The organism is Aquimarina muelleri DSM 19832, assembly GCF_000430665.1.
Lineage (GTDB): Bacteria > Bacteroidota > Bacteroidia > Flavobacteriales > Flavobacteriaceae > Aquimarina > Aquimarina muelleri.
On sequence record NZ_AUML01000025.1, the window covers coordinates 31385 to 47961 of the forward strand.

The 16577-nt window shown below is 31.6% G+C and carries 11 protein-coding genes; 9 read left to right on the forward strand and 2 right to left on the reverse strand.

Annotation, left to right across the window (positions count from 1 at the left end):
* The first annotated feature begins 3 nt into the window (after positions 1-3).
* Together H527_RS0111095 and H527_RS0111100 are read left to right on the forward strand one after the other, a co-directional pair.
* Positions 4-1113, forward strand: a complete 1110-nt coding sequence (locus H527_RS0111095) for a SusE domain-containing protein (protein ID WP_027412788.1) — start codon at positions 4-6, stop codon at positions 1111-1113.
* A gap of 26 nt (positions 1114-1139) precedes the next feature.
* Positions 1140-2585, forward strand: a complete 1446-nt coding sequence (locus tag H527_RS0111100) for an alpha-amylase (RefSeq protein ID WP_027412789.1) — start codon at positions 1140-1142, stop codon at positions 2583-2585.
* 111 nt (positions 2586-2696) lie between these two features.
* On the opposite strand, the gene H527_RS23955 is transcribed toward H527_RS0111100, so the two are convergent.
* Positions 2697-2837, reverse strand: a complete 141-nt coding sequence (locus H527_RS23955) for a hypothetical protein (protein ID WP_155837869.1) — start codon at positions 2835-2837, stop codon at positions 2697-2699.
* 355 nt (positions 2838-3192) lie between these two features.
* Between H527_RS23955 and H527_RS0111115 the strand changes: the two genes are divergently transcribed.
* Both H527_RS0111115 and H527_RS0111120 read left to right on the forward strand, forming a co-directional pair.
* The gene (locus H527_RS0111115) at positions 3193-5397 is read left to right on the forward strand and encodes a peptidase domain-containing ABC transporter (protein WP_027412790.1); all 2205 of its coding nucleotides are present in this window, start codon (positions 3193-3195) and stop codon (positions 5395-5397) included.
* A gap of 235 nt (positions 5398-5632) precedes the next feature.
* Positions 5633-6925: an HlyD family secretion protein gene (locus tag H527_RS0111120; RefSeq protein ID WP_027412791.1), complete on the forward strand. Its 1293-nt coding sequence runs from the start codon at positions 5633-5635 to the stop codon at positions 6923-6925.
* Positions 6926-7366: 441 nt separating this feature from the next.
* Here the strand turns inward: H527_RS0111120 and H527_RS0111125 are convergent, their stop codons facing one another.
* Positions 7367-8503 (reverse strand): Fe(II)-2OG oxygenase family protein, encoded by a 1137-nt coding sequence (locus tag H527_RS0111125; RefSeq protein WP_035087925.1) that lies wholly within the window; start codon positions 8501-8503, stop codon positions 7367-7369.
* Between the two features lie 159 nt (positions 8504-8662).
* On the opposite strand from H527_RS0111125, the gene H527_RS0111130 reads away from it, so the two are divergent.
* Genes H527_RS0111130 through H527_RS0111150 form a run of 5 tightly spaced genes read left to right on the forward strand, consistent with a single transcriptional unit; the run spans position 8663 to position 16477 of the window.
* Positions 8663-9307 (forward strand): nitroreductase family protein, encoded by a 645-nt coding sequence (locus H527_RS0111130; RefSeq protein WP_051316727.1) that lies wholly within the window; start codon positions 8663-8665, stop codon positions 9305-9307.
* 25 nt (positions 9308-9332) lie between these two features.
* Positions 9333-10865, forward strand: a complete 1533-nt coding sequence (locus H527_RS0111135; RefSeq protein WP_027412794.1) for a pyridoxal phosphate-dependent decarboxylase family protein — start codon at positions 9333-9335, stop codon at positions 10863-10865.
* On the forward strand, positions 10837-13296 hold the full coding sequence (locus H527_RS21885; protein WP_035087928.1) for a GNAT family N-acetyltransferase: 2460 nt from the start codon (positions 10837-10839) through the stop codon (positions 13294-13296). The genes H527_RS0111135 and H527_RS21885 overlap by 29 nt, the downstream gene beginning before the upstream one ends.
* A gap of 1 nt (position 13297) precedes the next feature.
* Positions 13298-14626: a lysine N(6)-hydroxylase/L-ornithine N(5)-oxygenase family protein gene (locus H527_RS0111145; RefSeq protein ID WP_027412795.1), complete on the forward strand. Its 1329-nt coding sequence runs from the start codon at positions 13298-13300 to the stop codon at positions 14624-14626.
* A gap of 36 nt (positions 14627-14662) precedes the next feature.
* Positions 14663-16477, forward strand: a complete 1815-nt coding sequence (locus H527_RS0111150; RefSeq protein WP_027412796.1) for an IucA/IucC family protein — start codon at positions 14663-14665, stop codon at positions 16475-16477.
* Positions 16478-16577: the final 100 nt, after the last annotated feature.

Sequence of the window (16577 nt, forward strand, 5' to 3'; positions counted from 1 at the left end):
GTCATGAAAAAAATTTCAATATTAATATTTATATTCATAACTGCATTATGCTTCAATGCATGTGTTGAAGATGAAGACCCAACATTTGTTATTAAAGAAGAACAATCTGAAGGGCCTTTAATTGTAACTGCTAACACAACTGTTAACCTTATTAAAGATTTAGAAGCAGAGCAGGTTTTTACATTAGTATGGGAGCATGCTGGTTATAATATAAACACCCCTATTACGTACAAAATCGAAGCTGCTGCTGCAGGTACAAACTTTGCTACTCCACAAGAAGTAGCTGTAACCACAAGTCGTTTTTATAGTTGGACGATAGGGGAACTTAATAGTCTGGCAATTGTATTGGGATTGTCACCAGATACCGAAGCATCTTTAGAATTACGACTAATCTCTTCTATAGGGAGTAATGGTGGATCCTCTATCTCATCTAATGTAATAGCTATTACTGTTACTCCTTATGCAACAATAATCCAACAAAAAAATCTTTTTCTGGTAGGAAATGCAACTGCACCGGGATGGGAAAACGATAATAACAATCCTCCTTTGGTAAGAGACCCTGATAACCCAAATGAATTTAAATATACAGGTAAGTTTTTAACGGGTACTGATATTGCTTTCAAGTTTTTAGAAGTTCTGGGGCAATGGCAACCACAGTGGGGAACAAACGATGGCAGTACTTTATCTGTAAATGATGGAACTGGTTCTGATCCAGACTCATTTAGTGTAGCTGCAGAAGGATATTATGAAGTAACTGCTAATATAGAAGATAAAACATTTACAATTGCTGCTTATGATGCTTCTACCGCAGCAACCTTTGCCTCCATAGGTATTATCGGGGATGCTACTCCAGATAAATGGGATGCAGATACCGATATGACTAAATCAGCTTTTGATGAGCATCTTTGGTACATACAAAATGTAACTTTAACAGATGGAGAAATGAAGTTTAGACATAGTAATGACTGGCCTGGTAACTGGGGTGCAAGTACCGCAATAAGTGGTCAGACAACTACCGATGGAAACCCTCCTAATATTCCTGTTACTGCAGGTATCTACGATATTTGGTTTAACGATCTTGATGGACGTTACATATTCATTCCTAAAGGGTAAAATGTTAATAAACTTTAATAGTTAAAATGAAGAAAACAATAAACATATACCCTAAAATCATCCTCCTTTTAGGAGGGTTGGTTCTTGGGTTAACAGGTTGTTCTAAGGATGATGATTCTACAAATAAAACAGAAGATATCATTACTAGTCAATCATTAAAAATGGATCTTACCCAACTAAAAAAAGAAAATGCGGGGGTATTTATGCAAGCTTTTTATTGGGATGTAGAACCTAAAGGAGAATGGTATAATCAAATTAGCACCAAAATTGAAGAGTATAAAGCTGCTGGTGTTAATAGAATCTGGTTACCTGCCCCAGGAAAAGGCGCTTCTGGAAGTTTTTCTATGGGATACGATCCATCTGATTATTTTGATGTGGGTGAGTTTGATCAACACGGTACTATAAAAACCCGTTTTGGTTCCAGACAGGAATTAGTAGATCTTATTCAAAAAGCACATGCCAATGATATAGAAGTTATTGCTGATATTGTTATTGGTCATAACTCTGGCGGTGGATTACAAGCTAATCCTTTTCGAGGAGGTACAGAAGTATACTCTTTATTTAATGAATCCAACGGTAATGCTTCTGGAAAATTTAATCGTACTAATGACCATTTTCATCCAAACGATATTCATAATCAAGACGATAGTAATTTATTTTATGCAGAAACCGATCTCTGTCATGATCAACCTTATGTACAGGATTGGTTATGGGGTAGAGATGACTCTGTAGCAGAGTTCTATAAAAAAACCCTTGGTTTTGATGGATGGCGTTTTGATTATGTAAAAAGTTTTGATCCAAAATGGGTAAAAGCATGGAATGATAAAATTGGCGGATTCTCTGTAGGAGAAAATTTTGATGGTAACCAACAAGTGCTTAAAGATTGGGTAGATGCTTCTGGCTCTCCTGCTTTTGACTTTGCTTGTTTTTACAGGTTAGATGAAACTCTGGACAGAGCAAAAGATCTTACTGCATTAGGAGAAGCAGATAATATGCTTAGAAAATTAGATCCAAGTAAAGCAGTTACTTTTACTGCCAATCACGATACAGAAAAAGATAAAAATCCTGATAACAGAATTAGCTATGGCAATAAATTATTAGCATACTCTTATATTCTTACTCATGATGGATATCCTACCATTTTTTATTTAGACTATGAAGCCTTTAAAGGACAACTTAATACTCTTATACAAATCCACAATACGTTGGCTGTAGGGGATATTGAAATAATTGAAGCTAATAAAGATGAATATATCATGAAAAGAAAAGGTAATGGTGATAATCCAGGATTAATTCTTTATATGAATATTAGTAAACAGCCAAAGCAACGAATAGTGAAGACCAATTGGATAAATAAAACTTTGGTGGATTATACCGATAATTCCAGAGCAACCCCAACTACAGATGCAGATGGTAACACTACATTATATGCTCCTGCAGGAGGATATGCAATATGGTCTATTACAAAATAATAACATAATTTTATATTATTATATTAGCTATATAACCCAAAAAAAGAGTGCTATAAAGCACTCTTTTTTTAGTTATATATTATGTAGTTTAATCCTATAGTTTCTATATTTTCAAGGTTTAATCACTACAGAATGATGTGTCCCATATCGAACTTCTCTTGCTTTTGCATGTATATATTGCATCCAGTCTGTTGGATTATTCGTCTTTCTTTTAGGTATATATACACTTTTTAAAAGTAATTTATTTTCCATAAAATGATGTTTTAAATGTTTTCATATACCTATAAACAATCATAGTGCCAAAAAACAATTTATTTCCTAACCAATTGTTATTAAAAACATTAAGGACAGTAGCAACATCTTTTTTGTATATTCTGCTTCAACACACTCAGCAGGATATACAAAAAGATACAGCAAATAGCCTGATCCATTTAGAGGCAAGCCCAAAATAAGCAACATCAATACCAGCAAACATAAAACAAAAATACCCTCAATAACAATTCGAAACTCGTATAGTTTTTAAGCTAGCCTTTAGTATTATAAAAAAGAATTACTTTACTTTGTAGATAGATAGTAATTCACAAAACATCCTAATTCAAAAAGCTTAATGCCAAAATTTCCGTTTTATAAACAAGCCGAATCCAAAGATTGTGGACCTACCTGTATTAAGATAATCTCAAAACATTATGGAAAAGTCCTTAATACAGAAAAACTTAGAGCATTAAGTGAAACAACTCGAGAAGGAAGTTCTCTTTTGGGACTTAGCGAAGCGGTAGAAGAAATAGGCTTTAGATCCTTGGGTGTAAAATTATCTCTACAAAAATTAGACGAAGTACCTCTACCCTGTATTGTGCATTGGAACAAAATACATTATGTAGTATTATATGATGTAAAGACCAATCGCAAAGGTAAAATGACCCTATATGTATCAGATCCTGCACATGGACTAATTACCTACACAAAAGAAGAATTTATTAAAGCATGGATTGGTAATAATGCAGACGAAACTACAGAAGAAGGAGTCGCATTATTGGTAGAACCTACTCCCAAGTTTTATAATGATAACCTAAATGAAGAGGATGAAAAATTTGGATTTAAGTTTATCTCCAAATATATATTTAAATATAAGGCCTTTCTTTTTCAACTCGCATTAGGACTAGGTGCAGGAAGTTTGTTGCAACTTATCACTCCTTTCTTAACCCAAAGTATTGTAGATGTTGGTATCAAAAATCAAGATCTAAACTTTGTATACCTTGTTCTTATTGCAATGCTATCGTTATTTATAGGTAGAACTTTAATCGATGTATTACGAAGTTGGATACTGCTGCATTTAAGTACCCGTATCAACATATCGCTGATATCTGATTTTTTTATAAAACTTATGAATCTGCCTATCTCCTATTTTGATGTAAAAATGACAGGGGATCTCTTACAAAGAATTAATGATCACAAACGTATCGAGCAAATATTAACCATGTCTTCACTTAATGTACTATTCTCGATGGTTAATCTTATAGTTTTTAGTATTGTATTAATTTACTATAGTGTTCCTATTTTTGGAATTTTTGCAATTGGTAGTACTATATATTTTGCATGGATATTGATCTTCTTTAAAAAGCGTAAAAAACTGGATTATAAGCGGTTTTCACAAATTAGTGAGGAACAGAGTAAAGTTATTGAGTTGGTAAATGGTATGCAGGAAATAAAACTGCATAATGCCGAAAAAAGAAAAAGATGGAACTGGGAGTTTGTGCAAGCAAAATTATTTAGAATCTCTATCGAAAACCTTGCTCTGGAGCAATACCAAAGTGTAGGCTCTGCTTTTATAAACGAACTAAAAAACATACTAATTACTGTTTTTTCTGCCAAACTCGTTATCGATGGGGATATTACGCTGGGTATGATGCTTGCCATAACAGCTATTGTAGGGCAACTAAATGCGCCGATTGCACAATTAATAAACTTTTTAAGAGAATTACAGGATGCACAAATCTCCTTAGAACGTTTAGGAGAAATTCATAATAAAGAAGACGAAGAAAAAGCCGGAGATGAAAAGATAAAGGATATACCTGATACTTCTGATTTTGAAATAAAAAACCTAAGTTTTAGATATGTAGGTTCTGATAAACCTGTACTAGAAAATTTAAATCTTTCTATTCCTGCTAATAAAATAACCGCAGTAGTTGGTGTAAGTGGTAGCGGAAAAACTACTTTAATGAAACTATTACTTAAATTTTATGAGCCTAATGAAGGACAAATATATATTGGGCCTCATGATCTACAAAATGTATCTCAAAAATCATGGCGAGATCATTTTGGAGTAGTAATGCAAGAAGGGTATATTTTTAATGATACCATAGCAAATAATATTGCTGTAGGAGATGATTATATAGATAAGAAAAAATTAGCTCATGCCGTAGATGTAGCCAATATTAAAGAATTCATAGAAACACTTCCTCTTTCTTATAATACAAAAATCGGAATGGAAGGTGTTGGATTAAGTACTGGACAAAAACAACGGTTATTTATTGCCCGAGCAGTATACAAAGATCCTAAATACTTGTTTTTTGACGAAGCTACCTCTGCTCTGGATGCTAACAATGAAAAAGTTATCATGGAAAAACTGGATACCTTTTTTAAAGACAAAACCGTTATGGTTATTGCTCACCGATTAAGTACTGTAAAAAATGCACACCAAATTGTGGTTCTGGATAAAGGACATATTGTAGAGGTAGGAAATCACGAAGCATTGATCAAAAAGAAAGGTAACTATTACAACTTGGTTAAAAATCAATTAGAATTAGGTAAATAATACTTGAGTTACGAATTAGGAATTAGATGAAACGCACAGGATAAATTCTTAGATTAGAATATCAAAACTGTATCCTACATGACAAAATTGAATGTTATAGAAATGAGTTGGTTTGTCATTTCGGCGTAGGCCGGAATCCACTTGATTTAGTACGGCACAAAAAATGGATCCCAGTCTACACTGGGATGACAAATAACTATTAAATTAAAAAAATCGCAATACATAATTAAACACTATGCCAGATCATTTAGAAGAAATACAATTACGTAGTGAAGAGGTACAAGAAATCTTAACCAGAGTTCCGCATTGGATGATACGATGGGGAAATCTTTTAATGCTGGTTTTAATTCTATTATTATTATTTCTTTCGTGGCTGGTTAAGTACCCTGATGTAATCCCTGCAGAGGCCATTATAACTACCAGAATACCTCCTCAAAAAGAATATGCCAAAGTAAATGGAAAAATAGAATCTTTATTGGTACAAGACAATCAGATCGTACCAGAACACACCCCTCTGGCTATATTAGAAAGTAGTGCTAATTATAAAGATGTCTTTTTATTAAAATCGATTGTAGATACTATTAGGATTAGTAACAAATCCTTTTCTTTTCCTATGGATAAATTACCCGTATTATTTTTGGGGGATATCGAAACCAGCTTTGCTATATTCGAAAACAGCTATTCTGAATATATTTTAAACAAAGAACTACAACCCTACTCTAACGACGCTATTGCGAACCAAATATCCTTATCAGAACTATACAGAAGACTAGAAAGTCTTAAAGCTCAAAAAAGATTAGGAAAAACAGAGCTGGAGTTTAAACGAAAAGAATTGCAGCGACAAAAAAACTTGTTCGAAAAAGGAGTGATCTCTGCACAACAATATGAAGGTAAAGAACTAGACTACCTGCAAGCAAAACGTAATTATGAAAATAATGATGTACAGCTATCCCAGATTAATGAAAGTATTAGTAATGCAAATAGAACATCCAAAGGCACAGAGATCAATAAAAGAAAAGAAGAAATTAATTTGTTTAAAAAAGTACTACAATCTTTTGGGCAATTAAAAAAGAGTATCAAAGACTGGGAATTACAATATGTGCTTACTGCAGATATCGAAGGACGAGTTTCTTATCTTAATTTTTGGACCGAAAATCAAACCGTATCTGCCGGTGATTTAGTTTTTATCATCATCCCGTCAGAAGACTCTTCGTATTTAGCAAAACTTAGAGCACCTTCTCAAAATTCTGGAAAAATTAAAGTAGGACAAACTGCTAATATTCGTCTCGAAAATTTTCCAGATAGTGAGTTTGGTACCCTTAAAGGAAAAGTAAAGTACATATCGCTTTTACCCGATAAAGATGGTATGTATCTAATTGATGTTGCTTTACCCGATAAACTAATCACTACCTACAATAAAGAAATTCCTTTTAAACAAGAAATGAGAGGTGTAGTAGAAATTATAACCGAAGATCTGCGACTTATAGAGCGTTTTTTCTACCAGTTTAGAACAATAATGGATAAGTAAAACTATATACTACTATAAATATAGTTTTAAGCTTTAACCTGCTTTATGTAGTAGAACTTCGTAATGAAGCTTGAAAGCACCATAAATATAGTCGTTTTTTTTGATTTTAGTATAGCATCGCTATGATTAAAATCAATAACCTCGGAGCAAGCTCACGAGGTATATTTTCAAAAATATATTTTGTTTTCGAAGCAAGCCTCGCAGAATTAAACTCCACAATGTAGATTAAAAAACGAAGTAAAGCGTCTGTATTTGCAGCTGCTGCAAGATGTAATAGATTTTCTAATGCATAAAATGGGTTTAATTGATAATAAAAAAATTACGTAGCAAAGGTTTACTCGGCAAGTAATTGTTGATAAAAATAAAAAAACACCTTTAGATTGCCTGATATGATCTAAAGGTGTTATAAATAAAGGGTTTAAGAGATGGTCAAAAAATAAGTCAGGTATTTTCTTTTTGTTGGTTTTCATTAAAAAGTTTTCCGTAATGCTCTTCCATAATCAAATATGGATCATCTGTATGAGTTACATCTCTTATATTAATGAGACTAGTTTTACTCATCATTCTTAACATTTGTCTTCTTTCACATTTAATAATTTTACCGTCTACTTTTTTAATACCCGCATCAAAAGCACTTCTTCCATGCGCACATATATGATTGTTTACAAAAATTAAATCTCCAGAATCAGGAATAAAGCTATTATAAATTAATTTTTTAGCATCATTCCAAAAATCAGTTAGATTCTTAAATGCCTCTGGAGTTTGATTTGCTTGGTCATTATAAATTTGCTCTGCAGCATCAAAACGAATAAAAGGAAATTTTTCATTTCCATAAAGAACAGATGTAATAATCTCATCTGTAGTTTCATTTATATTAAAGTTTGCGTCTTTAGGGCATTTATATATGGGATTAAACATTTTTTTCATAACTTCATTAACCTCTCCATGAGATCGAACAGAGTATAATGAAGAAGGTACATTTTCTTCATTACGTAAATATAATAAGCTTATAAAATCTGCTTGATTAAATAAAAATGCATCTTCTGTATGAACAAATAAATCTGTTTTAGAGCCTGCACCAGTTTGTGTTTGTTCCATTTTTTTATCTGGTATAATTGCATGCATAAGTCCTCCTCCTTTTCTTTGTGCATAATATTGAACAGGTTTCGAAGGGACTGCTCCATGTAACAAGGATGCTATAAAACCATATTTATTTAACTTGTTATAATCCGCTTCTTGCCAAGAGGGAGGGGTTGGTCCCAAAGCTTCTTGATCTACATCAATTAAACCTCTAAATACAATCGCACCATATTGACTTCTGGAAAAATCAGTTCCAAAATTGCTTAAAATTTTGGCTATGCGCTCTGGAAGTAATTGAAAAGCATATAAATGAAGTTTTGAAATATATTTGGGATCCTCATAACTACCATATGCTTGAGAAAGAATATCACTAATATTTGTAATAGTATTTCTTTCTTTTGGGGTGACTTCAATAATAAGAGGAGCCATTGGGGGGCAGAAATCAGAGCCCGATAATGACTCTTTTAGCACTTCAACTAATTGAAAAGACTCTGTCATAATTTTAGGTTTTAATTGTGATCTTTTTTTTAAAATTCTTTAGGAATTCATTTTATAATTACTAGATTTGTTATTCTTAATTAATCTAAATAAAAATAATATAGAAACACAAATTTACATTATTTAGATTAAATAAAAATAATAATTTTAAAAAATAAGATGAAAAATATTCATAAATCATCTAATAGCAGATTGTTACACAATAAAGTATCTGATATTACAATAACAGACATTATTAGAAATCGAAGAAGTGTATATGCAGATGAATTTACTGGCGAAAATATTTCTGATGAGATTATAGAAGAAATTCTAACAAATGCTACATGGGCTCCTACACATAAATTAACAGAGCCTTGGAGGTTTATTGTTTTTAAAGGAGAGTATTTAAAGGAGTATGGACTTTATTTATCCGAGTATTACAAAGAGTATTATAAAAATAAGTTACTTCCTGATGATTTTTTATTAAAACATAATTTCCTTAAAGAATATCCGCTAAAAGCAGCATGTATGATAGGGATTGTTTTTGTTAAAAACTCAAAGTCAAAATTACCTGAGTGGGAAGAATTGGCGGCAGTATCTTCTGCCGTACAAAACATGGCACTAACATGCACCTCTTATAATTTAGGTTCTTATTGGAGTACGCCAGATGGCGCCATTGATTTTGTAAGCAAATTTGGTCTAAAAGAAAACGAACAATCTTTAGGCCTTTTTTATATAGGATGCTACGATCATCTTAACTATAAATCTAAAAAGAAAAGAAGCCCTTTAGCTAATAAAGTTTCTTGGCTAACACACAAAAAATAAAAAATTAACTTAAAATCTAATTACAATGAATAACCAAGTTTTATTAGAAGCTCCTGATATAGATTCTTTGCAAGAGTTGTTTGATGGGGACTTTTACAAGGATATTTTTCATGAAAATTCTGAAGAAGAATATTCTAAAGCTATCCAAATTGCCAGAGAATGTATTTCTCGTTTTTTAAAAAATAACAAAACACCTTTTAGTGGTATAAAGCCTGCAGATTTATTGTCCGTTTTTAAGACAATTGATTTTAACACTCCATTAGAAAATTATAAAAGTCTCTTTGAAGAGATAGAAACATTGTATGTCAACCATGCAACAGCCTTTCATCTGCCTAATTATATAGCACATTTAAATTGCCCCGTAGTTATACCTGCACTTGCAGCAGAGGTATTGATTAGTGCCATTAACTCTTCTCAAGACACATACGACCAAAGTGCTGGAGGAACTTTTATGGAACGTAAACTAATCGATTGGACGGCTAACCAAATTGGATTTGACTCTAATTGTGATGGTATTTTTAATGCAGGAGGATCTCAAAGCAACCTAATGGGACTATTATTAGCTAGAGATTATTACTCTTTGGAGCATTTAAAACATAATATAAAAATAGATGGTAATCCTCCTGAATCTTCTAGATTTAGAATTTTTGTTTCAGAAAAATCACATTTTAGTAACCTCAAAAATGCTTCTCTGATGGGATTAGGAGAACAGGCTGTGATAAAAGTAAAAACAGATTCTCAGTTTAGAATGAACCTAAAAAGTTTAGAAAGAGCCATCACTAATGAGATAGAATTAGGAAACATACCTATTGCAATAATAGGAACAGCAGGAACAACTGATTTTGGAAATTTAGATCCTTTAAATGATTTAGGGAAAATTGCTAACCATTATAATTTATGGTACCATATTGATGCTGCATATGGATGTGGATTATTATTAACGGATACGTATAGACATCTATTAAATGGAATTGAATTAGCAGATTCTGTTACTGTAGATTACCATAAATCTTTTTTTCAGCCTATTAGTAGTAGTGCCTTTATTGTCAGAAACAAATATCATCTCAATATAATTAAACACCATGCTGATTATCTTAATCCTAATGATCAGGATTATGATGAACTTCCTGCACAGATCAATAAATCTATTACCCAAAGTACTCGTCGGTTTGATGCCTTAAAACTATGGTGTACACTACGATTATTAGGTAAAGAAAAACTAGGCCAATATACAGAAGTAATTATTGATACCGCAAAAAAAACAGCTCTGTTTTTGGATACTCAGGATGATTTTGAACTCTTAAATCATTCTGATTTAGGAGCATTAGTTTTTCGATACTTACCAAAAAATGAGCAAAACTATGATTCTTGTGCTATGAATCAGTATATCAAGAAAACTTTATTTTTTACAGGAGAAGTTCTTATAGCAAGTACCAAAGTTGAGGATAAATTTTTTCTAAAATTTACCATTCTCAATCCCCTTACAACAATCAATCACACAAAAAACATATTAAAAAAGATAAAAAATCATGGACAAGAGTATTTACAATCCATCTGAAATATATAAGGAAGCCGAAGAAATTAATTTTACAGCATTACTTAATAGCTATTGTAGAGAATTTACTAATTGGAGTAAATATCAAGGTATTCCAAAATATGATAATACCCTTAAAGAATATATTGAATCTACAGGGCTCCTCCTCTATTTAAAAATTGATTTTTCTGATATAGACTATGAGGTTTATGTCCCAATTAAATATTTTTCTGAAACAGGAATACATTCTTTTTATTTCCCTGTGGTTGAAAGAAACCTAAAAGAAAATATCATTAAAAGAATAGAGTATTCTCGTTTCTTAGAATTGACTTCTCTTTATGCAAAATCTGAGTTTCCTGATATTGACAAAACATTTACTCAACAATTAATGAAGAATAGTATACATAACTTAGATACATTTCTTTCTTATTTCCAAGAGTCAAAATCAACTGCTAATAGTGCTTATTTGTCATTTATAGACGCAGAACAATCTCTGATATTAGGTCACAATGCACACCCTCTGGCAAAAACACGAGAAGGTTTTTCTGACAAAGACTTATTAAAATATTCCCCAGAAACAAAAGGAAGATTCAAGCTACATTATTTTCTAATTCATCCTGATAATATAGATGAAAAAAATGCAGATGGGGAATTACCATCTCAATTCTTAAAAAAAGAGATACTTGCCAGCGAAAATGATTATGCAAAAAAAATGCTAAAAAACAATCCTAGTTGGAAAATAGTTCCATCTCATCCATGGGAAGCAAAATATCTATTAAATCAACCAGACGTAATAGAAATGCAAAAAACAGGATTATTATATAGTATTGGCGAATCAGGTGCGCAATACACAGCAACATCTTCTGTAAGAACAGTTTATAATGAAGAAAGTGACTGGATGTACAAGTTTTCTTTGCATGTTAAAATTACAAACTCCTACAGAATAAACTATGCTCATGAATTATATAGAGGCTATGAAGGTAGTTGTCTTCTAAAAACAGAATGGGGAAAAGGAATAAAAAGAGACTTTCCGGAAATGAATTTTATAACCGATCCTGCATATATAACAGTTTCACATAAAGGGAAAATAATTGATGGTTTTAATACAAGTATTCGTAAAAATGTTTTTAAACAAAATCTAGCTAAGAAAAATGTATCCTTATTAGCAGGAATATGTCAGAATAGTATACTAGGAAAATCATCACGAATAAAAACTATTATTGAAAAGGCTTCTGAAATACATGGAACATCTTTAGAGGAAACTGCCAAAAATTGGTATAAAAAATATTTTGACATTGGTATAAGACCACTAATCGGAATTTTTAATACTTATGGGTTTGGAAGTGAGTATCATCAACAAAATGTAATATTAGAATTAGCAGAAGATTTTTTTCCATCTGCAATTTATTTCAGAGATAATCAAGCTTTTTTCTTTAGAGAAGAAAAGAAAGAAGAACTCTTAAAAATATTTCCTGATTTAGGAAAAAAAGGAAAAGCATTTATCCCACAATCAAGGATGCGAAGGTATTGGGATTATTATGTGATATCGAATAACCTTTTTGGAGTAATAAACGCACTAGGAAAAAATGGCTTAGCAAATGAATTAGAGTTAATAAAAATTACTTACGATTGCTTTAAATCTATCGAAAAATTAGATACAACAGGGTATATAAATCATTTTTTAACTAGTCCAAGGCTAGGTATAAAAGGAAATTTATTAACTAATCTTAATAAAATGGATGAAGCTACCGCTTCCAGAGAAAATCCAGCCATTTATCGTTCCTACTATAATCCATTAAATACATTTTTTTATTCAAAAACCTTATTATCACCTAAATCGAAAGATATAATCTATAGTCGTTATTTTCCAAAAGAAGATGTTACAATTAGTATACGTCATTTGGATCTTGATCGCGATCTAGAAATGTTACATGAATGGTTTCATCGAGATCATGCCAAAAAAATATGGCAAATGGATTGGTCTATCCGAGAGTTAGAAGCTTACTACAGAACAATGATTGCTGGCAATGCACTAAGTAGCTATATAGGAGAAGCAAATGGGATACCTACTTGTAACTTTGAGGTATACTGGGCGATAAGAGATATGGTTGGGGATTACTACGATGTATTACCAACAGACTATGGAACTCACCAGTTTATCGCTCCTACAGATCCTAAGAAAAAATATGTATCCCCCTTTACACAGTGTATGATTGATTATGTCTTTGCACAACCAGAGGTTGGAAAAATGATTGGAGAAGGAGCCGTAAATTCTTTAGCTTCAATGATGAATAAAGCGCATGTAGGTTTTAAAATTGAAAAAGTTATTGAAATGCCACATAAAAAAGCAAACCTCAACTTTTGTTATAGAGAATGGTATTGGGCTAAATTTCCACAAAATAAAGACATACTCATACACCCGATTGCAGAAGAATCAACACAAAATATATTATAATATGAAAAATAATAAAATACATTCCGTAATAGGAATAGGAATAGGCCCTTTTAATCTAGGACTAGCCGCATTATTAAGCCCCATAGAAGATGTCTCTGCCGTTTTTTTTGATCAAGTAGATGAGTTTGACTGGCACCCTGGATTAATGTTAGATTATGTAACGCTTCAAACTCCATTTTTATGTGACTGTGTATCCATGGCTGATCCTACTAACCCTTATAGCTTCCTTAATTTCTTGAAACAATCAGGAAGGTTGTATAAATTTTTTATCAGAGAAAATTTCTATATTCTTAGAAAAGAATACAATCTTTATTGTAAATGGGTATCCAAACAACTTCCTAGTTGCAAATTCTCTCATAGAGTATCCTCTTTACAATACAATGACGGTATATATGAAGTAACTGTCGAGGATATAAAAGGCAATAAAACAGATGTATACTATGCAAAAAAATTAGTGTTAGGCACTGGAACTAAGCCTTCTCTTCCTGATTTTATTAGCAATGAGATGAAAGACTATGTATTTCATACATCCAACTATCTATCTAAAAAAGAAGAACTTCTAAATAGTAAATCGGTAACCATTATTGGATCTGGACAAAGTTCTGCCGAGGTTTTTTATGATCTTTTGCAAGAAAAAAGAGAAGATCTTAGGATAGAATGGTATACAAGACCCGATAGATTATTTCCTATGGAATATTCTAAACTAACTTTAGAACTGACCTCTCCTGATTTTGTAGACTACTTTTTTAATATGCCATCAGAAAAGAGAAAAAAAATGTTATCAAATCAATTTGCTCAGTTTAAAGGCATTAATTATGACCTTATCAATGAGATATATGACACCTTATATAGAATGAGTGTTGGAGATAAAAAAATTAATGTAAAAATTCAACCCAATAGTGAATTAAATTATATAGAAAAAAAGGACAAAAGAAATTATAAATTACAGTTTACTCATGTAGAACAGAACAAAAAATTTGAGAGTACAAGCGAATTTGTTGTATTAGGAACTGGGTATAAATATGTAGAGCCTAATTTTCTTCAAGGAATCAAAGAAAGAATTTCTCGTAAAAATAATGGGCAGTTTGATGTAAAAAGAAACTACAGTATAGGAACTGATGCTAATGATATTTTTGTGCAAAATGCAGAAATACATACACACAGCCTTATATCTACAGATTTAGGTATGGGAGCATATCGTAACTCATATATTATTAATCAAATTACTGGTAGAGAGGTCTATAAAGTAGAAAAGCGCATTGCCTTTCAAGATTTTGGTGTAGAAAATTCAGAAAAACAAACCGAAAAACCTTTGGGAGTGCTAGCATAAAAAAAACTTAATTACTCATTAAAGCTCATAATAAAAATGACTGCAAAACCATTAAATAGCACTGTCTTTCCTGATGAAAAAATTTGGAAAAAAGTAAATATAAATTTATTAGCGAAAAGTCTGTCAGAACTTATGCATGAACAGGTTGCAAAACCAGAAGTAATTAATGTGGATGATAAAAACATTACCCATTTTATACTTCATACTGACAGCAAATCAATATACTATACATTCTCAGCAGAAGCAAGAATGCTTGATTATTGGTATGTTCATAAAAACACAATTAAAAAATACGAAAACGGGAAATTAAACCAACGTATTAATGTCCCTGAATTTTTTATAGAAAATCAAAAATCATTTAGTATCCAGCCCTTTACTATGGCTCATTATACAGAAGAGCTACTTAACACCTTATATGCAGATGCTTCTATATTACTAAGGGGAAGACTGAATGTTGAAGCTTTGGCCGAGGCCGATTATCAAACAATAGAGCATCAAATGGATGGGCATCCCTGGGTTATTGTTAATAAAAGCCGTATAGGATTTAACCATAGTGATTATAAAAATTATGCGCCTGAATCTGATAAAAATGTTAAACTTATATGGATAGCAGCTCATAAAAGCAGAGCTTCTTTTAATTCTTTACAGACAATTGATCAGGATCAGTTTTATAAAGAAGAATTAGGCAAAGAAAAGTTAAACATATTTTATCAAATATTATTAGACAAAAAAGTAGAAGTAAAAGATTATATGTTTATTCCTGTTCACGAATGGCAATGGACAAATAAATTAATCATGCAATTTACTTCGGAAATTGTAGAGAAAAAAATAATCCCTATGGGATTAAGTGATGATATCTTTTCGCCACAGCAAAGTATTAGAACCTTTTTCAATATTAGTGATTCTAAAAAACATTATACAAAAACAGCTATATCTATATTAAGTACAGGAAATATAAGAGGGTTATCTCCTAAGCAAATGAACATTGCTCCAAAAGTAACACAATGGGTAAGTGATATACTTAATAATGACTCGTATTTACAAAATACTGGCTTAATTCTTTTGGGAGAAATAGCTACAGTATCTTACTTACACCCTCAATATAGTACTATCAAAGAAGTGCCCTATCAATATAATGAAATGCTAGGAGTACTATGGCGGGAAAGTGCGGATAAGTATCTTAAGCCTGGAGAAAAATTAATGACTATGGCAGCATTGCTATACGTAGATGATAACGAAAAAAGCTTAGTAGACGAATTAATTTGTAAATCTGGATTAACCAAAGAACAATGGGTTGACGCGTATCTACAAGCATATTTAAAACCTCTATTACATATTTATTACAAACATTCATTATGTGTAACACCGCATGGGGAAAATATCATTATTGTTATGAAAAATTATATCCCACAACGTATCGTAATAAAAGACTTTGTAGATGATATTGTAGTAACCTCTGAAGCAATAGAAAATTTACCGAAAGATTTGTCTGACGGTTTAATACAGTCCTCTAATAAAGAGAATATTCCATTGTTTATACTTATTGGTGTTTTTGATGCTTATTTCAGGTATTTAAGTAATGTCTTACAGGTATATTCTGGATATAATGAAAATACATTTTGGGAAAATGTTACAGATGTAATTATCGAATATCAACAAGAACATCCTGATTTGAATTGGAAATTCGATAAATACGACATCTTCACTCCTGAGTTTAAAAAATTCTATATCAATAGCTCAAGGTTACATCAAGGGTATGAAGAAAGAACAGGATTTGTTATACCAAAAAAAGGTGGAAAATTAGAGAATCCACTTGCATTAATTAAACAAGTGGAACCAAAATACAGTTAATAAAACTATCCTTTTTCAGAACATGTAAGTTCGATTTATGACAAGCATAGGTATGGATATCTAGAAGTGCTTTATTGTAATCAACTTACATGTGTCTGAA